Below are 25,578 nucleotides of genomic sequence, written 5' to 3' on the forward strand. Positions count from 1 at the left end.
CGGGCCCCGCGCCCACCGGCGCCCCGGCCGCCGGCCCCTCGCCCGCGCGCACCGCGACCGCGTGGCGCCGCACCCCCTCGGGCAGCCCGGCCACGGCGCGTCCGGCCACGCCCGCGGCACCACCGGCACCACCGGCACCGGCGTCCCCGGCATCCGGCCACCGGCCGGCCCCCCGGCCGGTCCCGCCCACCACGGCGCGGCCCGGGGCGGCGGCGCCACCCCCGCGCGGCACGGCACCGGGCACCGCCCCCACCCCGGGCCCGGCAACACCGGCACCCCCCGCGCCGCCCACCGGTCTCACCCCCGTACCGGCCGCCGGGCCCGGCACCACGCCGGCCACCCGCTCCGCGCCCTCGGCCGAGACGCGCGACTACCGAGCCGCCTTCAACGCCGCCCGGCTCGCCATGGCCGTCCTCGACCGCGACGGCAGAGTCGTCACCGCCAACCACGCCCTCGGCACCCTGCTCGGCGCCGACCCCGCCCGGCTCGCCGCCGAACCCGCCGCGGAACTCCTCGACCTCGGTCACGACGCCGGCACCCGCGCCGCGTACCGCGAGGTGCTGCGCGGCCACCGCGAACGGATGCGCTGCACCCGCCGGCTGAAGAACCCCGAAGGCGGGCCCCTCTGGGCCGAGGTCACCGTCGCACCGCTCCCGGAGGACGATCCCGGCACCGCCCGTTCCCGCGCGCTGCTGTCGGTCGCGAACATCAGCGACCGGCGCGACCTCCAGGCCCGGCTGCACCATCTGCGCCTGCACGACCCCGTGACACGGCTGCCCAACCGCGCCCTGTTCTTCGAACGGCTCGCCGCCGCGCTCGACGCCGCCGGACAGGACGGCGGCGGCAGCGGCCGCATCGGCATCTGCTATCTGGACCTGGACGGCTTCAAGGCCGTCAACGACACCCTCGGGCACCGCATCGGCGACCGGCTGCTGCACGCCGTCGGCCAGCGCCTGGTGTACTGCGCCGACCGGGCCGGATACGGCAGGCGCGGCGCCCATCTGGTCGCCCGTCTCGGCGGGGACGAGTTCGCCGTCCTGGTCGAGGAGTCCACCGGCACCGAACAGCTCTCCGAACTCGCCGACGCCGTCCTCCACGCCCTGCTGCAGCCCTTCGACCTGGCCGGTCAGCGGCTGTCGCTGTCGGCGAGCATCGGCGTCGTGGAGCGCGCGGCCGCCGGGACCACCGCGACCGCCCTCATGCAGGCCGCCGACACCACGCTCTACTGGGCCAAGGCCGACGGCAAGGCCCGCTGGACCCTCTTCGACCCGGAGCGCAACGCCCACCGGGTCAACCGGCAGGCGCTGGCCAGCACGCTGCGGCCCGCCATCGAGCGGGGCGAGTTCACCCTCGAGTACCAGCCGCTGGTGAGCCTGGACGGCGGCGCCCTGCAGGGGGTGGAGGCGCTCGTCCGGTGGCGGCACCCGGAGTTCGGCACCCTGGGGCCGAATCGGTTCATCGGGCTGGCCGAGGAGGAGGGCGCCATCGTCCAGCTCGGGCGCTGGGTGCTCCGCAACGCCTGCCGGCAGGCCCGGCTCTGGCAATTGCAGCGTCCGGAGAAACCGATCTTCGTCAGCGTCAATGTGGCCGTCCGGCAGGTGTGGGACTCCGATCTCGTCGCCGACGTGGCGGCGATCCTCGCCGAGACGGGCCTGCCGCCGCACCTGCTCCAGCTGGAGCTGACCGAGTCGGCCGTGATGGGCTCCGCCGGGCGCCCCCTGCAGGCGCTGCGGGCGCTGAGCGACATGGGCGTCAGCATCGCCATCGACGACTTCGGCACCGGCTACTCCAACCTCGCCTATCTGAGCCGGCTCCCCGCCTCCGTCCTGAAGCTGGACGGGGCGTTCGTGCGCGGGTTCCGGGAGACGGCGCACGCCAATCCGGCGGACGAGACCATCGTCGAGGCGCTGGTCGGCCTGGCCCACCGGCTGGGCCTGACCGTCACCGCCGAATGCGTCGAGAACGCGGACCAGGCCGACCGCCTGCGCCGGCTCGGCTGCGACACGGGGCAGGGCTGGTACTACGCCCGGCCGCTGCACCCGGAGCGGGTGTCGTCACTGCTGGACGGCTGAGCCGGGGGGACGCGTCCGGCCGACGGGCGCGTCCGGGGCGGGGGCCGGCCCGCCGGTCCCGGTCGCGGACACCGCCCGGGGTCGCGCGGACGCGGTACACGGGCGCGGTACGCGAGGCGCCGACTCATGGCGGGATCGCCTCGATCGTGTCTCTCAGGTGGTGCAACACGGCCCCGAGCTCACCCATGGCCAAGGTGGCCAGGGCCAGCCGGAGAGCCTGCGGGCGATACGGGCCGGTGACGAAAGCGTCCGCCGTGGACACGAGAATGCCTTCCTCCGCGAGCACGGCCGCGACGTGATCAGGGCGCTGGTGCGGTTCCAGGCCGAGCCACACCGTGTACGAGGTCGGGTGCGCCGTGACGTTCATTCCGGCGAGCGCGGCGCGGGCGATGTCCTGCCGGGCCGCGGCGTCCTCGCGGCGGTCCTTCTCCAGGCGCGTCACCGTACCGTCCGAGAGCCAGCCGGTCGCCAGCGCGGTGACGAGACCAGGGGCGCCCCAGGCCGCCGCCCGAAGACTCCTGGTGGCACTCTCCACATGGCCGCCGGGCAGTACGGCGAAGCCGAAGCGCAGACCGGGTGCCATGTTCTTGGACAGGCCGGCGACGTAACAGGTGCGTTCGGGCGCGAGGGCCTGCAACGGTGGTGGGGGAGATGGTTCGAGGAACGCGTAGGTGCCGTCCTCGATGATCAGGCAGTCGTGTGCACGGGCGATGGCGGCCAGCCGGTCGCGCTGCTCCCGTTCCAGCACCCATCCGAGCGGATTGTGCACGGTGGGGATCGTGTAGACCGCGCGAACGGACCGGGCGCGGCACAGCTGATCGAGCGCGTCGAGGTCCGGACCCGTGGCTGTGACCGGGATCGGAGCCAGGTCAAGGCTGTGTGCCGAGGCGAGGAGCTTGATGCCCGGGTAGCTGAGCGCGTCGACGGCGAGGCCGTCGCCGGGCCGGGTCAGAGCGCGCAGCACGATGTCGAGCGCCTGCTGGGTCCCGTTCGTCAGCAGGACGTCGTGCGGCACCGTGTCGATCCCCCGCCCCAGCAGATAGGTGGCCACGACCTCCCGGTCGTGGCGGTGTCCGCCCGGCGGGTGCTGACGCAGCAGCGCCTCGACGTCCCCCGACACCGCCATCGTGCGCAGGGCCCGCCGCAGCAGGCCGGCCTGCCCGGGGGCCAGGGGCTGGTTGAACGACAGGTCGGCCACCCGCGGCACCGGCAGGGCTCGCGACGGTTCGAGCCCGTCGTAGCCGGACCGCACCCGCACGAACGTTCCCCGGCCGGGCTCTCCCACGACCAGGCCCAGGGCCGCGAGTTCGGCGTAGACCCGGGTGGCCGTGGCCAGCGCGATCCCCCGTTCGCGCGCGAGAGCGCGGTGTGTCGGGAGCCGGGTGCCGGCCGGGATCGCGCCGGCGCGGATGGCCGCGGCGAACTCGTGGACGACGGCCTTGTAGGAAGAGGATCGCATGCGGCACCTGCTGTCCGTCGCGGAGGAGTGTTGAAGCCGAGCGGCGGGCTCCAATGTATCCAGGACAATGATTGGATCGTCCTGGATCGCGGCTCATAGCCTTTGCGGGTCCGAAAAACCCAGGCGAAACGGAGTACCCGTCATGAGCGTGCGCGTCGAGCGGGACGGCCAGGTGGTCGTGCTCACCATTGACCGGGAGCAGAAGCTCAATGCCCTGGACTACCCGACGATCGACGCGCTGCTCGCCCAGCTCGACCGCATCGACTCCGACGACCGGGTCCGGGCGGTCGTCCTGACCGGTGCCGGGCGCAGGGCCTTCAGCGCGGGCGCGGACATCCCCTCGCTGGCGGAGAGTATCGCCGGCGGGCCGGAGCGTGCGCTGCGCGAGATCGTCCGCCGGGGCCACGCGCTGACCCGGCGGATCGAGGAGTTTCCCAAGCCCGTGATCGTCGCGGTCAACGGCCTCGCCTACGGCGGTGGCTGCGAGATCACCGAGGCCGCGCCACTCGCGATCGCCGCCGAGCACGCGGCCTTCGCCAAGCCCGAGATCTCCCTCGGCTTTCCGCCGCCCTTCGGCGGCTCCCAGCGGCTGCCGCGCCACGTCGGCCGCAAACGCGGCCTGGAGATGATCCTGACCGGCGAACCGATCCCGGCCGCCCGAGCCGCCGAGATCGGCCTCGTCAACACCGTCGTACCGGCCGACGAACTCCTCGACGCGAGCCGGGACCTGGCCGCACGGATCATCCGGCACACACCGACGGCCGTAGCGGCCTGCCTGCGCGCGGTCACACGAGGCATCAACCTGCCCATTGACGAAGGACTCGCGGTCGAGGCGGCCTGCTTCGCCGCCACCGCCCCCACGGACGGTGTACAGACCGGCCTGCGACGGTTCCTCGACCGCGAAGCCGTAACCGGCTGAACCCAACGCGCCCGACCGGGGCCACGCCGGGGCACGGCTACCCGAGCCGGGCGGGGCTCCCCGCTGCCCGGGGTCCGGTGGCCGGCGACCTGGTGGCCGCCTCCGGTGGCCGGCTCCGTCATGATCACTTAGCGTGGGACGGCGGTGTCCCGGCTTCCGGTTCGCGGGCTCTCGTTCCCCGGGTGGTGCCATGTGCTGGAGTGCGACGGCCGACCTCGTGGCGGGCTCGGGCGTCTCCGCGGTGGGCACGGCCGCGCTGGCCGGGGTGCGCCGCCGCGGCGATCTCGTCCTCGCCGCGCTGCCGCTGCTCCTCGGCGCCCACCAGATCATCGAGTCCTTCCTCTGGCGCGACGGCGGGGGCTCCGGCCCGCTCGTCCTCGCCTGGGCGGTGATCGCGCTCCCCCTGCTGCCGCTGTGGGTCCCGCTGGGTGTGCTGCTCGCCCGGCGGCGGCCGGGTACCGGCCCCGGGTACGGGCCGGCGGGCGGCCGGACCGCCACCGGTCCGGCCGTTCGGGCACGGATCGCTGCCGTCCCGGTCGCGGCGGTCCCGGTCGCGGCCGGCTGCGCCACCGCGGCCGTCCTCGCGTACTCCCTGGGCACCGGGACCGTCACGGCGGAGGTCCGCGGCCGCACCATCGGCTATGCCGTCGACGTGCCGCTGATGCCGCTGGTTCTGGCCGGGTACCTGCTGGCCACGCTCGGTGCCCTGCTGCTGTCCGCCGATTCCCTGCTGCGGCTGCTCGGTGCCGTCCTCGCGGCCGGCGCGGTGGCCTGCGGAACGCTGTGGCGGACCGAGTTCGTCTCCACCTGGTGCGCGTTCGCGGCGGTGGCGTCCGTGCTGCTGCTGGTCTGGGTGTGGCGGCGGGCGGGCACCGGCCGCGGCGCACCGCCGCCCCCCTGAGCCGCGCCGCGCCGTCCCCGGCGCACCACGGTCAGGGAGCGAGCCGCCGGGCCTCGATCAGCACCAGGCTCTCCGGATGCAGGGTGGGAGCCCGGACGCCCAGGACCGCGAGAGCGCGGCCCGACAGCCGGACCCCGTCCGCCGTCCACCACGGCAGTCCGCTCACGGCCGGCCCCCGGAGCTCGTCTCCCGGCGGGAGCGGAGTGAGCGCGTAGTGCGCGTCCGCGGCCAGGCCGGGGAGACGTACCGGGCCCGCCGGCGCCTGGACGCTGGTCGCGGTCTGGACCACGGCGTAGACCGCGCGGGACCGGTCGGGCGCGACGACGCCGTGCACGAGCAGCGCCGGATCGGGATGGTCGGCGCGGACAACGGTTCCGCCGTGCAGCAGCGGGCGCAGCCGCTTGTGGGCCGCGATCCACTCGGCGAGCCGCCGGCGTTCACCGGCCGTTGCCCGGGTGAGGTCCCACTCGATCCCCAGGTGGCCGAAGAACGCGGTGCCGGCGCGGAAGTCGAGGGTGTGGGTACGGCCCGTGGTGTGGGAGGAGGGTGCTCCGACATGGGCGCCGATCAGCTCGGGGGGCAGCAGCAGACCGGTCCAGCGCTGGATCTCCTGGCGCTCCAGGGCGTCGATGCAGTCGCTCGCCCAGATCCGGTCGGCGCGTTCGAGGATCCCGAGGTCCACCCGGGCGCCGCCCGAGGAGCAGGACTCGATCTCCAGCCCGGGGTGCCGCCGGCGCAGCTCGTCCATCAGCGCGTACACGGCGGTCGTCTGGGCGTGCACCCCGCCGGTGCCGTACGGGCCGCTGCCCGCGTCGATCAGATCGCGGTTGTGGTCCCACTTCAGATAGTCGATCGCGTACTCGGCGACCAGGGCGTCCAGCCGCTCCAGCACATACGCGGACGCCTCGGGCCGCCCGAGGTCCAGGACCTGCTGGTGGCGTGCCTCGGGAGGCATCCGCCCGGCCGCCGACAGCACCCACTCCGGGTGGGTCCGGGCCAGGTCCGAGTCGGGGTTGACCATCTCCGGTTCCACCCAGAGGCCGAACTGCAGTCCCAGGGAACGGACATGGGCCACCAGCGGGTGCAGCCCCTCCGGCCACACCTCCGGGTCCACATACCAGTCGCCCAGCCCGGCCCGGTCGTCGCGGCGCCCGCGGAACCAGCCGTCGTCCAGGACGAAGCGCTCCGCGCCGACCTCCGCCGCCGCGTCCGCCAGCGCGGTGAGCCTGCCGAGGTCCTGCTGGAAGTAGACCGCCTCCCAGGTGTTGAGGGTGACGGGGCGGGGCCCGGCCGGATGGTGCGGACGCTCCCGGAGATGGGTGTGGAAGCGGCCCGCCACGGCGTCGAGGCCCCGGCCGTACGAGCCGAGGATCCAGGGGCTGTCGTAGGTGGCCCCGGTCTCCAGGCGCACCTCGCCCGGCAGCAGGAGCTCCCCGCCGCCGAGGAGGGAGACCCCGGAGTTGGTCCGCTCGGCGAACGAGCGGTGATTTCCGCTCCACGCCACATGCAGGCCCCACACCTCGCCGTCGCGGAACCCGAACCCCCGCTCCCCCGCCGCGTGGACGAGCGTCGCGTCGGCGCCGGTGCGGCCGCGGCGGTTCTCCCGCAGATGGGTACCCAGGGTGAACGCGTGCCGTTGCGGCGACCGTTCGCGGAGGTGGCGGCCGGTGAGGTCGAGGAGTTCGGTGGCGTGGGCGGGCACCGGCAGGGTGAGCTGAAGGGCGTCCAGGGTGTACGGGCGGTCGCCCTCGTTGGTGAGGGAGGCCCGGTGCCGTACGAGACCGGAGGACGTCAGCTCCAGCTCCAGCCGCAGGGAGAGCCCGGCCTGTTCGTCGCCGGCCGCCACGACCAGCGACCGGGGGCCCGGGGTGCGCAGGTCCCGGACCGTGAACGCGCAGGAGAAGGCGGTGCCCTCGCGGTGGCCGGAGAGCCCCGGTGTGCCGAGCCAGCCGGCGGACTGCTCGGGCAGCACGCTCACGGGCACGGGGGCATCGGGGACGCTGGTGACCAGCTGGGCGAGGCTCGCGGTGGCGAGACCGGCCAGGCCGGTTCCGTCACCGTCCCCGTGCCCGGTTCCGTCGCGGCCGCCGGACGGCCGCTCGCCGAGGTCCGCTCCCCAGTGCAGGATCCGGGGGAGGCGGTCGCCCGTGCAGTCCAGGACGAGGCTGGTGCCGGCGGCGCGGAAGTGCAGCAGGCGGGGGGAACGGTCGGTGTTCATGGCGGGGCACCCTCGGTCAGTGGGCGGACGGTCAGTGGGCGGACGGGCAGTGGGCTGGACGGCCGGTTGGACGGGACGGACAGCCGGTTGGGCGGGACGGTAGCCGGGCGGGACGGGGCCGGGTGCGGCGACGCCCGGACATCCGGCGGCCCGGCGGTGAGCGGCGGCGCGGCGCCGGCCCGTCCGCCACCCGTCCGCCACCCGTCGACGGCCCGGCCGCGGCCCGGCGAGCGCCGCCGGCCGGCCCGGCGGGGCGAGGGCCGCGTCACCCGGCGGCGGTGCTCCCTCCTGGCCGGTGTTCCCGGATCACCATCACATCCCCCGCAGGCACCGCGGCCCTGCCGTCCACGGCCGCGCCGCTCAGGAGATCGACGCCCGACGCGGGGACGGACGCGTCCCGCGCGGTGTGGTTGATCAGGAACAGATACGTGGCCTCCGGCCCGTGCCGACGCACCGCCTCGACCCCGGCCGGGACCTCGGCGGCGGCGGCGACCCCGGCCACCCGGCAGACGCGGCCCAGCAGTCTCCGCAGGCCGTCCGCGTCCGGGCGGGTCGCCACGTACCAGGCCGTGCCCTCGCCGAAGGCGTGTCGGGTGACGGCGGGATGCCCGGCCACGGGACCGCCCGACGCGGGGTCCGCGGCGAAGGAGAGGACGGTCTCCGCTCCGCGCGGCTCGACCCGTTCGGTCCACACCGTGGCCGGCGAGCCGTCGGAGAGCCGGACGGTCTCCGCCTCGCGCAGCGGGAAGAACTCGTCCGTCCGCACCCCGAGCAGCTCCCGGTAGGCGCCGGGATATCCGCCGAGCCGGACCTGGTCGTTCTCGTCCGCCACGCCGCTGAAGAAGCCGACGGCGGCATGCCCGCCGTCCCGCACGAAGGCGGCCAGCGACGCCGCGTCCGCGTCCGTCGTCAGGCAGAGGCCGGGGGGGACCAGTACCAGCCGGCGCCCGCTCAGGTCGCTCCCGGGGTGGACGAGGTCGCAGGTGATCCCGAGCGACCACAGCGCCTCGTACCAGCCGCGGACCAGGTCGAGATAGCGCACGTCGCGCGACGGGGTGGCGTCCATCTCCAGCGCCCACCAGGCGTTCCAGTCGAAGAGGAGCGCCACGTCCGCCGCGACGCGGCTGCCGCGCACCTCGGCCAGCGCCGCGAGGTCCCGGCCGAGACCGGTGACCTCGCGCCACGTCTTGGTGTCCGTGCCGCCGTGCGGCAGCATCGCCGAGTGCCACTTCTCCGCGCCGGCCTTCGACTGGCGCCACTGGAAGAACAGGACGCCGTCGGCGCCGCGCGCCACGTGCGCGAGGCTGTTGCGCCGCATCTGCCCCGGCGTCTTGGCGACGTTGCGGGGCTGCCAGTTCACGGCCGAGGTGGAGTGTTCCATCAGCAGCCACGGCGCGCCCCCGCCCAGGCCGCGGGCCAGGTCGGCGTCGAGGGAGAGGCCGATGTGCGCCTCCGGGTCCGCGGCGGTGAGGTACTGGTCCACGGAGACGAAGTCGCACTCGCGGGCGAAGGAGAATCCGTCCACCTTCTTCTCCAGCGTCACCAGCAGATTCGTGGTGAGCGGGACACCGGGCGACAGCCGGCGCAGGATCGCGGCCTCCCGCCGGTGGAGTGCGAGGAGGGCGTCCGAGGAGAACCGCCAGTGGTCGAGCCGCTGGGTCGGGTTGGCGACGGCGGCGGTGGCGCGCGGGGGCAGGACCTCCGCCCAGTCGCCGTAGCGCTGGCTCCAGAATGCCGTGCCCCAGGCCTCGTTGAGGCCGTCGAGGTCTCCGTACCGTGCGCGGAGCCAGTCCCGGAACGCCTGGGCGCTGGTGTCGCAGAAGCAGTGCGCGTTGTGGTTGCCCCACTCGTTGTGGACGTGCCACAGGGCGAGGGCGGGGTGGTCGCCGTAGCGCTCGGCGAGCCGTTCGACGAGCCGGCCCGCGGCCTCCGCGTACGCGGGGCTGCTGGGGCAGAAGGTCTGCCGGGAGCCGTGCCGGAGCCGGGTGCCGTCGGCGGTCACCGGCAGCGCCTCCGGGTACCGCAGCGAGAACCACGGCGGGGGCGAGGCCGTGGCGGTGGCCAGGTCGACGGCGATGCCGCCCGCGTGGAGCAGGTCCATGATCTCGTCGAGGAGGCCGAACTCGTACTCCCCCGGGCGGGGTTCGAGGAACGCCCAGGAGAAGACGTTGACGGTGACGAGGTTGACGCCGGCCTCCCGCATGAGGCGGACGTCCTCGTCCCACACCTCACGCGGCCACTGCTCGGGGTTGTAGTCGCCGCCGTACGCGATGCCGCCGAGCCGGCCGGACAGCCGCCGGAGCGCGTCGCCGCTCATGCCTTCACCGCCCCCGCGGCCAGGCCGGCCTTCCAGTAGCGCTGGAGGACCAGGAAGGTGATGACGATCGGCACGACCGAGACGAGCGAGCCGGTGAGGCTGAGGATCTGCAGCGACGGGTCGCGGCTGACCTGGGACTGCCAGGTGAACAGGCCGAGGGTCACGGGGTAGAGGCGGTCGTCCTGGAGCATGACCAGCGGCAGCAGGAAGTTGTTCCAGACGACGACGAACTGGAAGAGGAAGATCGTCACCATGGCGGGCGACATCAGCCGGAGCGCCAGGGTGAAGAAGGTCCGCAGTTCGCCGGAGCCGTCGATCCGGGCGGCCTCCAGCAGTTCGTCCGGCACGGAGGCGGCGGCGAAGATCCGCGAGAGGTACACGCCGAAGGGGCTGACGATGCTGGGCAGGAAGACCGCCCAGAAGGTGTTGGTGGCGCCCACCTCGGCGAACAGCAGGAACAGCGGCAGCGCGAGGGCCGTCGCCGGGACGAGGACCCCGCCGAGCACGACGGAGAACAGCAGCTCCCGCCCCCGGAAGCGGTACTTGGCCAGCGCGTAGCCGGCCATGGCCGACAGCAGGGTGCCGACGGCCGCGCCCGCCCCCGCGTAGAGCAGGCTGTTGAGCAGCCAGGGCAGGAACACGCCGTCCTGCTTCGCGAACAGCGCCGAGAGATTGTCGGCGAGGTGGAACTCGGAGAACCACAGGCCGAAGGAGTCCACCAGATCGCCCTGGCTCTTGGTGGCCGAGACCACCAGCCAGAACACGGGCAGCAGCATGTAGACGGCGATCAGGGCCAGGAAGCCGGTGGCGACGATCACCGAGAGGCGGCTGTCGCGGGGGCCGCGCGGTTTCGCCGCCGCGGCGGCCGGCCGGGGCGTGTGGGCGCCGGCGGTGTCGGTGAGGATACTCATGAGTCCGCCTTTCGCCCCGTGAGCTTGAGGAATCCGAACGACAGGACGAACGTGGCCAGCGCCAGCGTCACCGACATGGCGGCCGCCTCGCTGTAGTTGTCCGCCGAGGCGAGCGAGTAGGCGGCCAGGTTCGGGGTGTAGGTGCTGGTGATGCTGGTGGAGATGGAGCGCAGCACCTGCGGTTCGGTGAACAGCTGCAGCGTCCCGATGATCGAGAAAACGCCGGTCAGGATGAGCGCGGGGCGGAGGATCGGCACCTTGATCCGCCAGGCGATCTTCGCCTCGCTCGCGCCGTCCATCCGCGCGGCCTCGTAGATGTCGGAGGGCACGGCCTGCAGGGCGGCGTAGATGATCAGCATGTTGTAGCCGGTGTACGTCCAGGTGACGATGTTGCCGATGGACCAGAGCATCATCCCCGAGCCGAGGAAGTCCGGCTCCGCACCGGCGTCCTTCAGCAGATCCACGATGGGTGACAGCCGCGGGTCGTAGAGGAAGGCCCACATGATCGCGGCGATCACGCCCGGGACGCCGTACGGGACGAAGTAGGCGATCCGGAAGAACCGCTTGAGGCGCGCCACCGTCGAGTCCAGCAGCAGCGCCAGCACCAGGGCGAGCAGCAGCATGACCGGGATCTGCACCAGCCCGAAGACCAGCACCCGCGCCACGCCGGCGAGGAACTCGGGATCACCGAGCACTTCCGCGTACTGGTCGAATCCGGCGAACACGGTCGTGCGGCGGCCGAAGGTGCCGCCGGTCCGCTCGGTGCGCAGCAGGCTCTGGGAGAAGGCGTAGCCGACGGGCACCAGGGTGAACAGCACGAACGGCACGAAGAACGGCAGGAGGAAGAGGGCGGGGGCCCAGTTCCGCCGCCTGCGCCGGGGAACGGGTGCGGGAGGTGGCGGTCCGGCGGGCGGCACCGCTCCCGCCTCTGCTGTCTGGACGGCGGTCATGTCGGGGCTACTTCCTGGGCTTCCTGGTCGCTGGACTGGGCGGGGCCGGGCGGGACCCGGCGGCTTCTCCGGCCGGTGTCCCCCGGGCTCTCCCGGGCTGCCCCCGAGCAGGGGGGACGGAGAGAGCGCGGGGCGGAGCCGGCACGCCGCCGGCTCCGCCCGGCCGCTCCTACTCGCTCACGTCGAGGGACTGCTTCTCCAGGGACTCCACCGTCTTGGCGTCGGCCTGCTTCAACGCGTCCTTCAGCGTGCCCTTGCCGCTCAGCGCGCCCGCGATGCCGTCGCCCATGAAGCGGTAGGTGTCGGTCATCGTCGGCCCGAAGGTCCAGTCGGTGTTGACGTCGCCCGCGGCCCCGGCGAAGGTGTCGAAGATCTTCTGGCCGCCGTAGAACTCCACGGGCTGCTGCAGGGCGTCGAGCTTGAGGCCCTCCGTGGCCGCCGGGTAGAGGCCGCCCTTGCTGTTGAGGATCTCCAGGGCCTTCGGGTCCGTGTTCAGCCACAGCGCGAACTTCGCCGCCTCGTAGGGGTGCTCGCTCTTGGCCAGCACCGCCGTGGTGGAACCGCCCCAGTTGCCGGCCTTCTTCTCACCCGCGGACCACTGCGGCATGGGCGCCACGCCCCACTTTCCGGCGGTGGCCTTGGCGTTGTCGCGGATGGTGCTGTAGCCCCAGGCGGCGCTGACCCAGGTGGCGACCTCGCCCTTGTTCCACGCCTTGTAGAGCGCGGGGGAGAAGCCCTGGAGGTTGGTGGCGACCAGCTTCTCGTCGATCATCTTCTGCCAGTAGTCGGCCACTTCACCGGCGGCCGGGCTGTCGATGCCGACCTTCCAGGTGTCGCCGTCCTGCGCGAACATGGTCGCGCCCTTCTGCCAGAGGAGGCCGGTGAACCAGTTCGGGTCGGTCTGGGAGAAGTGCGTCATGTACGCCTTCGGGTCGGCCTTCTTCAGCTTCTTGGCCGCCTCGTAGTACTCCTGCCAGGTCTCCGGCACGGCTATGTCGTGCTTCTCGAACAGGTCCTTGCGGTAGAACAGCGCCATCGGGCCGGTGTCCTGCGGTACGGCCCAGACGCCGTCCCCGCCGCCGGCCCCGAAGGTCACCTGGGACCAGGTCCAGTCGGCGAAGTCCGCCTCCGCCTCCTTGACACCGGCGCACGCGGCGATGTCGGTCAGGCCCTCCTGGAGACGGAAGCTGGCCAGGGAGTCGTACTCGATCTGGCCGAGGTCGGGGGCGTTGCCCGCCTTCAGCGCGTTGGACATGTTCTGGTAGGTGCCCGCGTTGCCCGCCGGGGTGGACTTGACGGTGACCTGGATGTCGGGGTTCTGCCGGTTCCACTCCGCCACGGCCTTGTCCACACCCGGGATCCAGGACCAGTACGACAACTCGACCTTGCCCTCGCTCTTCTCGCACGCGGCCGGCTCCCCGGCGGCACTGCCGCCGGTGTCGTCTCCGCCGCCGCAGGCCGCGGTGGCGAGTACGGGCAGTACGGCGAGAGCCGCCAGGGCTCGGCGCAGCAGGGGGCGTCGCGTACGCGGTGACATGGGCACTCCTCGGGTGCGTGCCGCTCTGCCTGACCCTCAGAGCGGCGGATGGCCACACCTTGACCGTTAACTGGCGGTAAAGTCAACAGAGGCGATCGGAAAGACACGGAACCAAACATGAACCGTTATCGCCCCTCGCCGACCGGCGACCGCCGGGCGATGACCTGGGACAGAGGGCCCTGCCGACCACGGGACGGGATTGCCGAACGGCGCCGGAAAGGACTTTCTTTCGTACGCTTTTGCAAACCCCACTGGCTCCCGGCTCCCTGACGGCGACGCCCGCGAAGCACTCGGGACGGACCCACCGGCCGACCGGGGCGCCCCGATCCCGGCGAACGGAAGGCCCGTTCGCCTGGTCGAACAAGCGCAGCGCACCGCACGAGGCGGAATCTCGCGGGCGTCGACCGCCCCGCCGCCGCGCGGGACCCCAACCAAGACGGAATACGCGTGTGCACACAGCGGGTGGGCGGTCTACGCCACTACCTCCGGAAATGGGACCGTTACCAGCGCACCGGCCGCGGGCCGTGCCAAGGACACGCTCAAACGCGGTACGGGACCGCCGCCCCCGGATCCGGCCACTCGCGGGCGGCACGCGGCTCGCCGGCCGACGCGCCCCCGGTCGCTGGACGCCGCGCAGCCCGGCCGACGCGTCGCGCCCATGCCCGGCGGGCCACCCGACCCGGGCCCGACCCGGGCCCGGCCCTGACCCGGCCCTGCCTCGGCCCCGGCGGCAACCGGCGTTCCGAACCGGGAACCGCCCACAGCACCACGACCGAGCCGCCTACCCTCGCCTCATGCCGCAGCTCCAGTCCCTCCGCCCCGACCACATCCCGGCCCTCCTGGAGTTCGAACAAGAGAACCGGCCTTCTTCGCCGCTTCCGTCCCGGACCGCGGCGACGACTACTTCGCGCACTTCGACGCCCGGCTCCGCGCGCTGCTGGAGGAGCAAGCAGCGGGTGTCTGTTTCTTCCACGTGCTGGTGGACGAGGACGGTGAGGTACTCGGCCGCGTCAACCTGATCGACGCTGCGGCGGCGGACGGCTCGGCGGAACTCGGCTACCGCATCGCCGAGCGGGCCACCGGCCAGGGCCTGGCCACGGCCGCCGTCCGCGAGATCTGCGCCCGCGCCGCCACGGAGTACGGCCTGACGACGCTGCACGCCGCCACCACCCTCGACAACGCGGGCTCCAGGACCGTACTCGCCCGCACGGGCTTCGCCGTCACCGGCGAAACGGAACTGGACGGCCGCCCGGGCCTGCGCTTCAGGCGTGACCTGCGCGACCTGCGGGCCCCGCACGCCCTGGCCGACGTGCGGCAGTGATCAAGCGAGCGCGTCCCAGCCCGCCGTAGCAGAGAGCGGCCGGACCACCGGAGTCGGACCAGGTCGTCCCACTCCCCCGCCTTGACCCCGCGTATGAGGTCCCGGAGCACGTCCCGGCTGACGGCGAGGACGATGCCGGGCTCGTCACTCTCCCTCAACTGCACGGTGTTGTCCGCAGCGGCGGCGACATTGAGGCAGTTGGCTGCCTCAGCGCTGAAGGACGACTTTTGCCAGTTGCAGTCGGGCACTGGGAGTCCCTTCCTGTCTCGTCTGCGACGCGAACGTTCGCATAAGCCGGTATGGCGGGCGCGTTACCGTGAAGCCGAGAGTGGGGAGCGGACATGTCCGTAGTGGTCGTCCAGGTATCAGATCAAGTCGTCGCACTCCCCTGCCTTGACCGCGCATATCAGCGCCCGGAGGGCGTCCCGGCTCGCTCCGATCGTGATACCGGGCTCGTCACTCTCCTTGATACGGACCGTCCCGTCCGGGACGGCTGCGACATAGAGGCAGTTCGCGCCTTCTCCGCTGTGGGAGGACTTCTGCCAGTCAAGGGGGAACACGTCGACTCCTTCTAGGCTTCCTGCTTGATCCTGTGGACAAGCTCCCGGGATTCACCCGGCGACAGAGCACAGGCTTCCATCCGGTCCAACACAGAGCGGTACTTCACCAGGTGCGCCTCGGCATCGAGAAACTCCACACCGTGTTCGGTGTCGAGTTGCACGGTGTCCAGTTGGGCAACCGGCCCCGCCGCGTAGACGATGGGCTGTCCCGATCCGGGAAAGGCTCCCTTCCCGAAGGGAACGACGGCAAGGGTGAGATTCGGCTGCTCGCTCATGTCGACGAGGTGCTGTAGCTGTGCCCCGGCCGTTTCCGGCCCTCCGAATCCCATACGGAGTGCGGCTTCGTGCAGGATCGCGGTCATCGGCGTGGGACTCTCACCGTGGAGAGACACCTGCCGTTTGATCCGGTAGGAGACCCGATGCTCAACCTCGTACGGAAGCAGCGGGGGTACTACTTCACGGAACACCGCCCGGGCGTGCTCAGGGGTTTGCAGCAGTCCCGGGATGTGGACCACTGAAACGACGCGAAGCGCCGTCGCGTGGTGTTCCAGCTCGGCGAGATCGTGGAGCCCGGCCGGGAGGATGTCTCGGTACTCGTCCCACCAGCCCCTGGTACGCCCGCCGGTCATCCCGGCAAGCGACTCGACCAACCGTTCGTCTCCACAGGAGTAGTTGCGGGCCAACGTGCGGACCCGCTCCGCACTCACGGCGTACCGGCCGGCTTCGATGCTGCTGACGCGGGCCTGGTTCATTCCGTGCAGGGCGGCGGCCGCGGTGGAGGACAGACCTGCGCGTTCGCGGAGCTTGCGCAGTTCGGCTCCCAGGCGGCGCTGGCGAAGCGTTGGGGTGTTGGCGGGCGGCATGGTTCTCCTTCGGCCGGGCTGCGAGCCGGGCGTTCCCTCACACGAGTGGCTCTAAGCGCTATACCGCGGATTCACTGGTAGACCTATCAACACAGTCCCTAGTGTGTGGCGCGCACCACTCCTCCGGGTCACGGTCCGGAAGCTCACCGCCCGGCCGCCCCATGCGTCTGTGCGGCACCGACACCGGCCGCCAGAGATCCGCTGCGGAACCAACTTCGCCCTCCATCGGGAGATCTCATGGACACCGTATCGATGCAGGCCCCGCTCCCGTGGCCGTCCGGAGAACATCACCCCACCGCACCGTGGTCCTACGGCCTCCGCCTGCCCCACGACGCCCGCGCCGCCGGAATCGCGAGGTCGACGCTGCGGTCCGTACTGGCCCGGCACGGCCTCGCCCACCACGCCGACACGGCCGAGCTTCTCGCAGGCGAGATGGTGGCCAATGCCTACCGCCACACCGACGGTCCGTGTGAACTCCGTCTGTCCGAACGGACGTCGGGTCGTCTGCGGATCAGCGTCTGGGACACCAGCCCGGTCGTCCCCGCCCCCTTCGACAAGCCACCGGCCGCGCACGACCACGCAGCCGCGATCACCACGACGCACGACGCGGCCGTCGCCTGCGCCGAGGACGGGCGCGGGCTCCTCCTCGTCCGCCTCTGCGCGGACAACTGGGGCGGCTACCCGATCCGCACCACCGGCGGCAAACTCCTCTGGTGCGAACTCGCCCCACCGGGCTGCCCCGACCCCGACCGCTTCACGATCGCGGCCTGAACGGCCGACCCGCCAACCACGCCCCCTCCTCGTTCAGTTGGCACTCGGGGTCCCGCTCGACCCGACCGCCCGGGGCGGGTCAGTAGAGTGAAACGGTGACCCTCCAGCCGAAAGACCCACCGTTACCGCTCAGCGACGAGGACCGCGACGCCGCCGTGCGGCGCCTGCAGGAGGCGTACGTCGAAGGACACATTTCCCACGAGGAGATGGACGAACGCCTCCACCAGGCACTCACCGCCACGACGCCCGGGGACCTCACGCCGGCGCTGGCGTCTCTCCCTCAGGGCAAAGCGGACACCGCCTCCACCGTCGCCGCTCTCACCGGACGGATCCGGCGGCGCGGCGCCTGGCGGGTACCCCGGCGCCTCAAGGTGGAATCCGCCTTCGGAAAGGTGCACCTGGACCTGTCCCGCGCCGTCATCGAGCACCCGGTGGTGGACATCGAACTGCAACTCGGCACGGGCAGAGCCAAGATCAAGGTGCCGCGCGACGCGGTCGTCGACACCGAGGGTCTCCAGACCGTATGGAAGGTCTCGTCCTACAAGCCCTCACGGCGCTCCCGCCCCGGCGGACCGAAGATCCGTATCACCGGGGCCATGGGCTTCGGGCGGCTGAAGATCCGCCACGCGCGACGCTGACGCCCGGTCCGGTCTCCCGGGATCACCTGGCCCGCGCTTCCACTCCCCGCCCCCGTTCCGGTCCTCCGGTGGACTCACGGCCGGTATACGGACTGCAGCCTGGCCACCCGGCCCTCTCCGTCGAAGCTCAGGTCGTACCCGACGCCCGCGGCGACCACGGAGTCCAGTCGCTTCAGCAGGGTGACGAACTCGCTCTGGGAGAACGGCAGAGGCTCGGCCCGGCTGCCACCGGACGCGACGGCGTCCCGGACCGGGACCGTCAGCAGGACCCGGGCGTCCTTGGCCATGGTCACCGTGGTGAAGGCCCCGGTGCCGGGGGTGATCTCCCAGGTGTCGAACTGGGTGTTGACTTTCTTCTGGGCGGGCCGCACCGACAGACGGGTCAGTCCGCCCTCGGTCCAGCCCTTGTCGATCGTCACGAACTGCTTGGTTCCCGCCCACGGGGTCTTACCGGCCGGCGTGCGCGTGTCCTTCGATGCCTCGCCGTCGTCCGACGGGGTGGCCGTCCGGTCACCGCCGGCCTGCGCGATGTCCGCCGGCGAGGCCGCGGCGGTGGGACCCGCGGGCTCCTCGCCGTTCTCCCCGCATCCGGTCAGGAGAAGGGCGCCGGAGGCGACAAGGGCGAGCAGGCACTTGGTGGCCCTGCGGCATGAGGCAGACATGATCAACGTTCTCCTGGAAACCGGTGTGGTTGGGGTTGCATGGTCTCTACGCCGAGCCCCCATCACCGGGTTGCATCCCGGCAGGCTTTTCTTCCGGGCCTCTGCCGAAGCTCACCCGGCGGTCAGCCAGGACGCCTCCCGCAGCGACTGGACCCGGCCCTCGCCGTCGTAGTCGAGGACGAACACCCAGCGCGGCCCGCCCCGCAGCCGGTCCACCAGTTCCTCCAGCCGCATGTCCCCCGGCTTCCCCCCGGCGGCCTGCTCCACCTCGACCGGGGTCTGTGGCAGCAGGGTCACCTCGTGCACCACCCCGGTGGGTACGGCCGCTCCCCGCTCGGTACGAAGCTGCTTCACCCGACGAGGAGGGCTTCCGCTTCTGGATCGACGAGATCCGAGAGGTCGGCGTCCACCTGCTGGGACGTCGGCTGTACGAGACGATGCTGTACTGGGAGACCGCCGACCAGGACCCCTCGCTCGACGACGCCATGCGCGAGTGGACCGCGCTGTGGAAGCCGCTGCCGAAGGTGGTGTTCTCCACCACGCTGTCGGCGGTGCGGGGCCAAGCCCGCCTGGCCTCCGGCGGCCTGGCGGAGGAGATCGAGCGGTTGCGGGCCGAGCCGGGCGAGGGCGACATCGCGATCGGCGGCGCGACGCTCGCCGCCGAAGCGGCCGCGCTGGGGCTGATCGATGAGTACCGGACCGTGGTCTACCCGGTGCTGGTGGGCGGCGGCATCCCCTTCTTTCCGCAGCACGAGCGCCGAGTGGATCTCGAACTCGTCGAGACCCGCACCTTCAGCTCGAAAGTCGTCCACCTCCGCTACCGCGTGGCGCGTTAGCCGGCTCGTCCGCCGCCTTGCCCATCAGCCCGCGGGAAAGCGTGTCCCGCTGTTTGTCGATACGTGCGTAGCGGGTCGGCGTCCAATTCTCTGACCGGCAGGTATTCACGAAGCGACGGTCCAGCAGGGCGAGTCGGCCGGTGGAGGCTCGCGAAGTTTCCACTGTGAACGGTCAACATCCGGATCCCAGTAAGGAACCGTCCCGTAACAGATTCGATATGCCCAGAATTCAGGCAACTCGTGTTCGATCAGTTCGGGTGATTCATCGAGATCTTGCCCACGCCACTGTTGATTGATGCGCGCCACCGCCTCGGCACGAGAAACTCCGCAGCCCTCAATCATCACCTCAACGATCTCCTCCAAGTATTCAACGACCTCTTCGTTCGTCCGCATCAGAAAATCTCCCACGTCACACAATCCCCTTCATCGCACCTGATAGGATCTCTGCAGCTCGGTCACCGAATATCGCGATTTGATGGCCGCCGACCACAGCGTCAGAACCGCGCATAAATTTGCGCAAGTTCAGCAGCATGGGCCCCTCCACGTAATCATATCCATGCATCGGCCCTCCACTTCTATTATGCCTGAAGAAGGATGAGAGCTCATCACTCGGACCGTCGAACACCTTGCCATTCAGCCCTCCGAAACCTCCTTCCGGAAGCTGGAAATGCAAGACCGCCGCACCGTCCTCACCACCAAGACGCAAAGCCCATTTCTGCGCTTGAGCAAGGTTGTCCGTCACATAGAACCCTCCCTGCCCGAAATCCATGGAACGAGTACTGAAATTCGGGTCAATTCCGCCTCTGAATATGGAGTCGGCTGCTTCTCGTGTAGTTCCGTGGTAGAGGTCACGGCATGGCGCTAGCCCGAGAGGGTCTACCGATACATGCGGATTGTCGACGTACGTTGCCGGGTTCGGGGCCGGGTAGAGACCCAGGGGGTCCTGGCTGGTGTAGCGGGCCGTTTCGGGGTCGTAGTAGCGGAAGTGGTTGTGGTGGAGGCCCGTTTCGGGGTCGAAGTACTGGCCCGGGAAGCGGAGGGGGGTGTAGGCCGTGCTGTCGGCGGCCCAGGTGGTGGTGCCCCAGAGGGTGGCGCGGGTGTGCCAGGTGATGGTTCCCGAGTCGTCGACCAGTTCGGTGGGGGTGCCGACCAGGTCGGTGACGATGGCGAAGAAGCGGGCGTCGATGACGTGTTGCGGGGCGCCGGCCGCCGTGATGCGTTCGGTCTGCGCGATCGGGCGGAGGCCGTCGTGGTCCCAGGTGAGCGTGACCGAGTTCGGCAGGTCCGGGGAGGTCGTGGTCTGTTCCGCGAGGGTCGTGCCGTCCCAGGTGAACGTCACTTCCTCGGCGACCATGCCGTCGGCGGTCAGGCGTTGCTTGGCCGTGCGCCGGCCCAACGGGTCGTACCGGTAACGCCAGTGGGTGCCGTCCGGGGTCACCACCGACGTCAGGCGATCCTCCGCGTCCCACGCGTAGCGCCAGATGTCCGGCTTGCGCGAGGGGCGCTTCTTCTGGCGGAGGGTGATGCGGCCCTGCGCGTCGTGTTCGTAACGGATGGCACCGGCGTGGGTGATGCGGGTGCCGGTGTAGGTGCGGGGACCCGTCGCTTCGGTTGAGGCGTGGGCCGCGGGCCAGGCTGCCTCGGTCTGGTTGCCCGCCGCGTCGTAGGCGTAGCGCTCCGTCCAGTTCGCGGCGTGGACCGCCGTCACCCGGCCCGCGGCATCGAGGTCGAAGCGGCGTTCCCCGCCACCCAGTTGGTCGTGCACGGCGGTGAGGTGGCCGTCCGGGCGGTAGGTGTACGCCCGGTGCTGACGGATCTCGGCGGCACCGGTCGTTCCGGCCGCCCCCGCCGACCCGGAGCCGGTCGTCCCGGCGTCCGGTATGGCCGCACCCGCGGCCCCGGCGCCCGGTAGGGGTGCGCTTCCCGCACCTGCGCCCGGCATCACGCCCGGTACGGCCGCATCCGCCGCCCCCGGCCCCCAGGGCGCCGCGTCCGGATCCGCCGTCCCGGAGCCCCGCAGCCGCGCCGGCTGGGCCAGGAGGGACTGGGTGGTGAGGCGGCCCGCCGGATCCCAGGTCTGGGTGAGGGCGACCCGCTCGCCGAAGTGGCGGGTCAGTTCGCGGCCCGCCGGGTCGTGGACGTAGGTGAAGGCGTGGCCCGAGGTGGTCAGGGAGGCGGTGCGGCCCGCCGCGTCGTAGGCGCGGGTGGCCTGCGCGCCCATGGGGGTCACGCGGCTCACGCGGCGGCCCAGGGCGTCGTAGCGATACGACGTCGTGCGGCCGTTGACGGTCTCCGACTTGATGCGGCCGAGGCGGTCGCGGTGCAGGAGGATCGTCGCGTCCGGGTTCGACGCTTCCGTGAGGCGGCCGGCGCGGTCGTAGGTGTAGTGGGTGACCGTGCCCGCCGCGTCCTTGGTTGTGATGCGGCCGAGAGCGTCGTGCTCGAAGCGGATGGTCTCGCCGAGGGCGTTGGTGCGGGAGGCCAGTTCGCGGCCCGCCGGGTCGTAGGCGTAGGTGAGGGTGCGGCCGTCGAAGTCCGTCTCGGAGGCGAGGCGGCCCGCTGCGTCGTAGGAGTAGTCCCAGGTCAGGCCCTGGGGGTTGGTGACCGTGCGGAGGAGCAGGTCCGGGCCGTGCTCGAACTCGTAGCGGACGCCGTCCGGGCCGGTCTGGGCCGCCAGCAGGTCGAAGTGGGTGTACTCGTAGCATGTGACGGCCCCGATGGCGTCCGTGTACGTCGTGCAGTTGCCCTCGCCGTCGTACGTCCAGGACTCCTCCGCACCGTCCGGGCCCGTGCGGCGCAGCAGTTTGCCCTCCACCGACCAGGCCAGCAGGGTCCGGCCGCCCGTCGGGTCGGTGACGGCGGTGATCCGGCCCAGGGCGTCGCGCTCGTACGCCGTCTCGCCGCCGAGCGGGTCGGTGACGGAGAGCAGGCGGCCGGCCGCGTCGCAGCGGATGGCCGTGGTGTGGCCGAGGGCGTCGGTGATCGTGGCCGGGTGACCCCGGTCGTCGTAGGTGTAGTGGGTTGTGGCGCCGGACGGGTCGGTGAGGGTGAGGCGGTTGCCCGCCTCGTCGTAGGTCTGCTGCCAGGCGGCGCCGCCGGGGTGGGTGACGGCGGTCGGCAGGCCCAAGTCGTTGTGGGTGGCGGACGATTCGCTGCCGTCCGGGTGGACGACGGAGGTGAGGCGGCCGGCCTCGTCGTAGCGGAAGGCGGTGGTGTGGCCGAGCGGGTCGGTGCGGGAGATCACCCGGTCGTGGGCGTCGTACGCGGTGCGGGTGACGGCACCGGTGGGGTCGGTCTCCGCGATGACGTTGGAGCGGCGGTCGATCAGATAGCGGCTGGTGTGCCCCTGGGCGGTGGTGACCGTCGTGGTGCGGTGGCCGCTCTGCGGGTCCGCGGCGCTGTAGTCGATGCGCAGGGCGAGATGGCCGTCCGTGCCGCCTTCGGCGATGCAGCGGTCCCGGTCGTCGTAGACGTAGTCGTAGCGGCGGTCGTTGGTGTCGGTCCAGGCGATGACGCGGCGTTCGTCGTCGTACGTGAAGCGGAGCGGCAGGCCGGAGGAGCCGGTGACCTCGGTGAGGTTGCCGTCGGTGTAGCCGTAGCGGACCAGCTCCAGGTCCGAGCCGTCGTCGGCGGCACCGGCGAGGCGCAGGGCCGTGATCCGGCCGTCCTCGGTGGTGAACCGCACGTGGTGGCCCGCGTCGTGGACGATGCCGAGGGGCGTGCCGTCCGTGGCGTACTCGAAGGTGAGGCGGTGGCCGTTGCGGTCGGTGATCTCGGCGAGACGGGCTTCGCCGTCGCCGCCGGGCTCCGCGCCCTCCGGGCCGGTGAAGTAGCGGACGTGGCCGGTGTCCGGGTCGGTGAGGGTGTAGTCGCCCTCGGGCGTGCGGTCGAGGGGGTGGCGCGGGCCCATCGCGGGGAGCGTCGGCTGTCCGGGCGCCGGGTGCGGGTAGGCGAGCAGCAGGCCGTCCTCGGTGACGAGGACGACGCCCTCGGCGTCGATCTCCAGCCGCTGGTCGGCGGTGGACGACCAGGAGGGGCCGAACCAGCGGCCGCTGCGGTAGCCGGACTCCACGCGGCGGGTGAAGACCAGCGGGAGCGCGCCGGGGACGACCGCGTCGGTCTGCGGGAGGTACATCCGGCCGGTGGCCAGGTCGACGGGGTCCGTGCCCTTGCACGTCCGGTCGCAGTCCTTCGTCTTGTGGGTCTCGGGACCGTCCTTGCCGAGGTTGCCGCGGGCCGGGGTCTTGCCGCCCGCGGCGCGGCGGCCCGCGCCGGCGATCTTCTTCGCCGCGCCCGCGCCGCGGGTGCCGAGGAGTTCCGGCAGGAGACGGCCCTGCCCCTCCGCCGGGTCCTTCTGGTACTGGTCGTACAGGGTCTTGGCCGCCGCACCGGGGTCGTTGACCGTCTGGACCAGACCGGCCGTGGTCGCGTTGAGGTTGGTGGCGTACTCGGCGGGGTGGGTGAGGTTGTACGGGTGCAGCGGGTTGACGGCGTGGATGTAGTTCAGGACGCCCGCGCTGCCGCGCAGGATGCCGCCCACCCGGTGGGAGCCCTCCAGATGCATCCCCAGCAGGCCGTCCTTGGCCTGCTCGGCATAGGACGGTGCCGCCGGGGCCTTGTCGCGGGCCGCGCCCACCGATGCGGTGGCCGTGCGCAGCGCCGCGTCCCGCTGGCGGCGCGCCTCCTCCAGCAGGTCCCGGGCGGCCGCCATGTCGGCCTTGCCGGCGTCGCCCGGGTCGCCCGGCCTTCGGGGGCGATCGGCCGCGTCCCGCTGCTCCGCCGGGAGGGCGTTGTACGTCTCGACCGCCGCCCCGTACGCCGCGAGCTGCTCGACGTGGGCGGCCCGCGCCTCGGCGGAGGCCCGCTTGCCCCGCTGGTACAGGTCGATCGCCTGCCGGGCCCGGCCCTGGGCCCACTCCACGGTGTCGGCGAAGTCGTTGAGCGCCTTGGCGGCCTTCTCGCAGGCATCGGCCGCCGCGAACCACCGCTTCGGTTCCCCGGCCACCTTCTCCTCGAAGGCGCGGGCCGCCTCCCCCTTGAGCGCGCCGGCGTCCACCTTCTTGAGGCCGTTGCCGACGTTCTCGAACGCCGCCCGGAAGTCGGCGAGATGGCCGGCGGTGGAGCGCAGCTTGCCCGGACTGCCGTGGACCAGCTTCTTCGGATCCTCGCTCTGCCCGAGGTCCAGCTCGGCCACATCCGCGCCCATGGCGTTGGCCACCGAACCGGACTTCTCGCGGACCCAGTCGGCGCCGCCCTGCCAGCCGACGCCCTCCAGCGCGTCCGCCGTCCCGTCGCCCACGCTCTCGACGAACTCACCGGCCTCCGCGACGCGGTCCTCGGCCCACTCCTCGACCGGGTCCGGGATGAAATCCCCGATGCCCGCCATCAGCGCTCGCCCCCGGGCGGCTCCTGGCCCGGCTCACCGTGCGGCTCCCGGCCGGGCCCGGCCCCTTGCTGGGCGGCGCGCTCGTCGGGGGAGGGGCCGAAGACCTCGTCGACGCCCTGCGCGTAGGTGTCGCCGTCCGTGCCGATCAGATCGCGCAGGCCGGAGGCCGCCTGGCCGCCCTGCCCCTCGGTGACCACGCTGCGGCCGGTGTCGAGCCAGGTCTGCCGCATGTCCTCACCGGCCTGCCGGAAGGACTCCGCGCTGTAGTCGGGGGCGTCCGGCGTGACGATCTCCCGGTAGCTCTGCTGGGCGATCTCCTCCTCGGTGGCGTGCGGATTGCCGGTCGCCACCACGGCGTTGGTGGTTACCTTGAACGTGCTCGCCCAGTAGCGGTCCTCCTCGTGGAGCAGGCCGGCGGCGAGGCCGAGACGGGCCGCGAGCTCGTTGGCGTCCTGGACCAGGGCCCGGACGCCCCACTCCCAGCGGTCGCAGAAGCCCTCGAAGGCGTCGGCCAGTTCGGCGCCGCCGGCCTCCATCGCGGTGATCTCCAGATTCCGCATACCGCTGCCCATGACGGCGTCGGTCGCGCTGCCGATCTCCTTCAGCTCACCGATCGCCGCGTTCAGCCCCTTGGTGATCAGGTGAACGGACTCCCGGCCGAACCGGAGGTCCTCCTCCCCGCTCACCGGGCCCGCCCCCTCGCCCGCTGGCGCGGTACGGCGGTGCCGGCGCCCGCGGGGACACCGGCACCCGCCGACGCTGCCGCCGCTGCCACCGCCGCCGCGTCGCCCTCGACGCCCTCGACGGCCTCGTCCGGCACGATGCCGCGCACCGGCGGCAGCAGCATCGAGCCCTCCTCGTCCGCCACGTCCACAACGACCCCGGCGGGAGCGGGCAGCTCCGGGACAAGCACGTCGAGCACCCGCGCCCCGAGCACCGCCGCGTACTCCCATCCCTCGCCCGGCGCCGCCCCGCGCGCCCGCGCGAACCGTGCGAGCTGCGGCTCGCCGCTGAAGGCGTAGATCCAGCGGACCCCGCCCTCATGGCCGGTCATGAAGCGGCCCCCGGACAGCGGCAGCAGCACCATCGTGCGCCGGAACTCCCCCACCATCGCAGCCGGTTCACCGGCTCCCGCACGCACCGCGGCGATCCGCTCCCGCAGGTCCATCACAGCCCCCGTACCCCGCACTCCCCGTGGCTCCCCGTCACGCTCCGCACCGTACCGGGCGCGACCGACAGGGGGCACCCCGCCCCGGG

The 25,578-nt window shown here is 72.3% G+C and carries 18 protein-coding genes and 4 pseudogenes; 7 read left to right on the plus strand and 15 right to left on the minus strand.

The window, feature by feature from the left end; translation table 11 throughout:
• Window positions 1–356 precede the first annotated feature (356 nt).
• Window positions 357–2,072 (plus strand): annotated as a pseudogene (locus KBZ10_RS03595) (putative bifunctional diguanylate cyclase/phosphodiesterase); the annotation flags it as partial.
• A 124-nt stretch (window positions 2,073–2,196) separates the two neighbouring features.
• Here the strand turns inward: KBZ10_RS03595 and KBZ10_RS03600 are convergent.
• Window positions 2,197–3,531 (minus strand): PLP-dependent aminotransferase family protein, encoded by a 1,335-nt coding sequence (locus KBZ10_RS03600; RefSeq protein WP_210985978.1) that lies wholly within the window; start codon window positions 3,529–3,531, stop codon window positions 2,197–2,199.
• A 142-nt stretch (window positions 3,532–3,673) separates the two neighbouring features.
• On the opposite strand from KBZ10_RS03600, the gene KBZ10_RS03605 reads away from it, so the two are divergent.
• On the plus strand, window positions 3,674–4,450 hold the full coding sequence (locus KBZ10_RS03605) for a crotonase/enoyl-CoA hydratase family protein (protein ID WP_210985979.1): 777 nt from the start codon (window positions 3,674–3,676) through the stop codon (window positions 4,448–4,450).
• A 190-nt stretch (window positions 4,451–4,640) separates the two neighbouring features.
• Entirely contained in the window at window positions 4,641–5,351 is a 711-nt protein-coding gene (locus KBZ10_RS03610) for a DUF6629 family protein (protein ID WP_210985980.1), read from the plus strand.
• A 31-nt stretch (window positions 5,352–5,382) separates the two neighbouring features.
• Here KBZ10_RS03610 and KBZ10_RS03615 read toward each other — a convergent pair whose 3' ends face one another.
• The 5 genes from KBZ10_RS03615 to KBZ10_RS03635 all read right to left on the minus strand — a co-directional run bounded on the left by KBZ10_RS03615 (window position 5,383) and on the right by KBZ10_RS03635 (window position 13,284).
• Window positions 5,383–7,569, minus strand: a complete 2,187-nt coding sequence (locus KBZ10_RS03615; RefSeq protein WP_210985981.1) for an alpha-galactosidase — start codon at window positions 7,567–7,569, stop codon at window positions 5,383–5,385.
• Between the two features lie 265 nt (window positions 7,570–7,834).
• The gene (locus KBZ10_RS03620; protein ID WP_210985982.1) at window positions 7,835–9,886 is read right to left on the minus strand and encodes a beta-galactosidase; all 2,052 of its coding nucleotides are present in this window, start codon (window positions 9,884–9,886) and stop codon (window positions 7,835–7,837) included.
• Entirely contained in the window at window positions 9,883–10,797 is a 915-nt protein-coding gene (locus tag KBZ10_RS03625) for a carbohydrate ABC transporter permease (RefSeq protein ID WP_210985983.1), read from the minus strand. Before KBZ10_RS03625 ends, KBZ10_RS03620 begins: the two co-directional genes overlap by 4 nt.
• On the minus strand, window positions 10,794–11,747 hold the full coding sequence (locus KBZ10_RS03630) for a carbohydrate ABC transporter permease (RefSeq protein WP_247701729.1): 954 nt from the start codon (window positions 11,745–11,747) through the stop codon (window positions 10,794–10,796). The genes KBZ10_RS03625 and KBZ10_RS03630 overlap by 4 nt, the downstream gene beginning before the upstream one ends.
• A 169-nt stretch (window positions 11,748–11,916) precedes the next feature.
• A complete protein-coding gene (locus KBZ10_RS03635; RefSeq protein WP_247701730.1) occupies window positions 11,917–13,284 on the minus strand; it encodes an ABC transporter substrate-binding protein in 1,368 nt (455 codons plus the stop codon).
• Window positions 13,285–14,078: 794 nt separating this feature from the next.
• Here KBZ10_RS03635 and KBZ10_RS03640 point away from each other — a divergent pair.
• Window positions 14,079–14,605, plus strand: a pseudogene (locus tag KBZ10_RS03640) (GNAT family N-acetyltransferase).
• Window positions 14,606–14,697: 92 nt separating this feature from the next.
• Here KBZ10_RS03640 and KBZ10_RS03645 read toward each other — a convergent pair.
• The 3 genes and pseudogenes from KBZ10_RS03645 to KBZ10_RS03655 all read right to left on the minus strand — a co-directional run.
• Window positions 14,698–14,853 (minus strand): annotated as a pseudogene (locus tag KBZ10_RS03645) (DUF397 domain-containing protein); the annotation flags it as partial.
• A gap of 117 nt (window positions 14,854–14,970) precedes the next feature.
• On the minus strand, window positions 14,971–15,165 hold the full coding sequence (locus KBZ10_RS29115; protein ID WP_210985984.1) for a DUF397 domain-containing protein: 195 nt from the start codon (window positions 15,163–15,165) through the stop codon (window positions 14,971–14,973).
• A gap of 11 nt (window positions 15,166–15,176) precedes the next feature.
• Window positions 15,177–16,028 carry a helix-turn-helix transcriptional regulator gene (locus tag KBZ10_RS03655; protein ID WP_210985985.1) on the minus strand — a complete coding sequence of 284 codons (852 nt, stop codon included), beginning with the start codon at window positions 16,026–16,028 and terminating at the stop codon, window positions 15,177–15,179.
• Between the two features lie 237 nt (window positions 16,029–16,265).
• On the opposite strand from KBZ10_RS03655, the gene KBZ10_RS03660 reads away from it, so the two are divergent.
• Window positions 16,266–16,799 (plus strand): ATP-binding protein, encoded by a 534-nt coding sequence (locus KBZ10_RS03660; RefSeq protein WP_247701731.1) that lies wholly within the window; start codon window positions 16,266–16,268, stop codon window positions 16,797–16,799.
• 95 nt (window positions 16,800–16,894) lie between these two features.
• Window positions 16,895–17,437 carry a DUF1707 domain-containing protein gene (locus KBZ10_RS03665; protein WP_210985986.1) on the plus strand — a complete coding sequence of 181 codons (543 nt, stop codon included), beginning with the start codon at window positions 16,895–16,897 and terminating at the stop codon, window positions 17,435–17,437.
• A 74-nt stretch (window positions 17,438–17,511) separates the two neighbouring features.
• Here the strand turns inward: KBZ10_RS03665 and KBZ10_RS03670 are convergent, their stop codons facing one another.
• Together KBZ10_RS03670 and KBZ10_RS03675 are read right to left on the minus strand one after the other, a co-directional pair.
• Complete coding sequence (locus KBZ10_RS03670; protein ID WP_210985987.1) at window positions 17,512–18,099, minus strand: hypothetical protein; 588 nt, start codon at window positions 18,097–18,099, stop codon at window positions 17,512–17,514.
• Window positions 18,100–18,210: 111 nt separating this feature from the next.
• Window positions 18,211–18,453, minus strand: a complete 243-nt coding sequence (locus KBZ10_RS03675; protein WP_247701801.1) for a hypothetical protein — start codon at window positions 18,451–18,453, stop codon at window positions 18,211–18,213.
• A gap of 5 nt (window positions 18,454–18,458) precedes the next feature.
• On the opposite strand from KBZ10_RS03675, the pseudogene KBZ10_RS03680 reads away from it, so the two are divergent.
• Window positions 18,459–18,935: pseudogene (locus KBZ10_RS03680) on the plus strand (dihydrofolate reductase family protein); the annotation flags it as partial.
• Window positions 18,936–19,040: 105 nt separating this feature from the next.
• Here KBZ10_RS03680 and KBZ10_RS03685 read toward each other — a convergent pair.
• Genes KBZ10_RS03685 through KBZ10_RS03700 form a run of 4 tightly spaced genes read right to left on the minus strand, consistent with a single transcriptional unit; the run spans window position 19,041 to window position 25,489 of the window.
• Complete coding sequence (locus tag KBZ10_RS03685; RefSeq protein WP_210985989.1) at window positions 19,041–19,328, minus strand: hypothetical protein; 288 nt, start codon at window positions 19,326–19,328, stop codon at window positions 19,041–19,043.
• 16 nt (window positions 19,329–19,344) lie between these two features.
• On the minus strand, window positions 19,345–24,321 hold the full coding sequence (locus KBZ10_RS03690) for a putative T7SS-secreted protein (RefSeq protein WP_210985990.1): 4,977 nt from the start codon (window positions 24,319–24,321) through the stop codon (window positions 19,345–19,347).
• On the minus strand, window positions 24,321–25,007 hold the full coding sequence (locus KBZ10_RS03695; protein WP_210985991.1) for a hypothetical protein: 687 nt from the start codon (window positions 25,005–25,007) through the stop codon (window positions 24,321–24,323). The genes KBZ10_RS03690 and KBZ10_RS03695 overlap by 1 nt, the downstream gene beginning before the upstream one ends.
• The gene (locus KBZ10_RS03700; protein ID WP_247701732.1) at window positions 25,004–25,489 is read right to left on the minus strand and encodes a hypothetical protein; all 486 of its coding nucleotides are present in this window, start codon (window positions 25,487–25,489) and stop codon (window positions 25,004–25,006) included. Before KBZ10_RS03700 ends, KBZ10_RS03695 begins: the two co-directional genes overlap by 4 nt.
• Window positions 25,490–25,578 lie beyond the last annotated feature (89 nt).

Origin of the sequence: Streptomyces sp. F63 (genome assembly GCF_018070345.1) — a bacterium.
Taxonomy (GTDB): domain Bacteria; phylum Actinomycetota; class Actinomycetes; order Streptomycetales; family Streptomycetaceae; genus Streptomyces.

Coding starts and splice junctions, on each gene's coding strand:
- KBZ10_RS03610 (WP_210985980.1), top strand. CDS start 4,641: ATGTGCTGGAGTGCGACGGCCGACCTCGTGGCGGGCTCGGGCGTCTCC.
- KBZ10_RS03605 (WP_210985979.1), top strand. CDS start 3,674: ATGAGCGTGCGCGTCGAGCGGGACGGCCAGGTGGTCGTGCTCACCATT.
- KBZ10_RS03600 (WP_210985978.1), bottom strand. CDS start 3,531: ATGCGATCCTCTTCCTACAAGGCCGTCGTCCACGAGTTCGCCGCGGCC.
- KBZ10_RS03660 (WP_247701731.1), top strand. CDS start 16,266: ATGGACACCGTATCGATGCAGGCCCCGCTCCCGTGGCCGTCCGGAGAA.
- KBZ10_RS03685 (WP_210985989.1), bottom strand. CDS start 19,328: ATGCGGACGAACGAAGAGGTCGTTGAATACTTGGAGGAGATCGTTGAG.
- KBZ10_RS03620 (WP_210985982.1), bottom strand. CDS start 9,886: ATGAGCGGCGACGCGCTCCGGCGGCTGTCCGGCCGGCTCGGCGGCATC.
- KBZ10_RS03625 (WP_210985983.1), bottom strand. CDS start 10,797: ATGAGTATCCTCACCGACACCGCCGGCGCCCACACGCCCCGGCCGGCC.
- KBZ10_RS03700 (WP_247701732.1), bottom strand. CDS start 25,489: ATGGACCTGCGGGAGCGGATCGCCGCGGTGCGTGCGGGAGCCGGTGAA.
- KBZ10_RS03670 (WP_210985987.1), bottom strand. CDS start 18,099: ATGTCTGCCTCATGCCGCAGGGCCACCAAGTGCCTGCTCGCCCTTGTC.
- KBZ10_RS03690 (WP_210985990.1), bottom strand. CDS start 24,321: ATGGCGGGCATCGGGGATTTCATCCCGGACCCGGTCGAGGAGTGGGCC.
- KBZ10_RS03635 (WP_247701730.1), bottom strand. CDS start 13,284: ATGTCACCGCGTACGCGACGCCCCCTGCTGCGCCGAGCCCTGGCGGCT.
- KBZ10_RS03615 (WP_210985981.1), bottom strand. CDS start 7,569: ATGAACACCGACCGTTCCCCCCGCCTGCTGCACTTCCGCGCCGCCGGC.
- KBZ10_RS03630 (WP_247701729.1), bottom strand. CDS start 11,747: ATGACCGCCGTCCAGACAGCAGAGGCGGGAGCGGTGCCGCCCGCCGGA.
- KBZ10_RS03655 (WP_210985985.1), bottom strand. CDS start 16,028: ATGCCGCCCGCCAACACCCCAACGCTTCGCCAGCGCCGCCTGGGAGCC.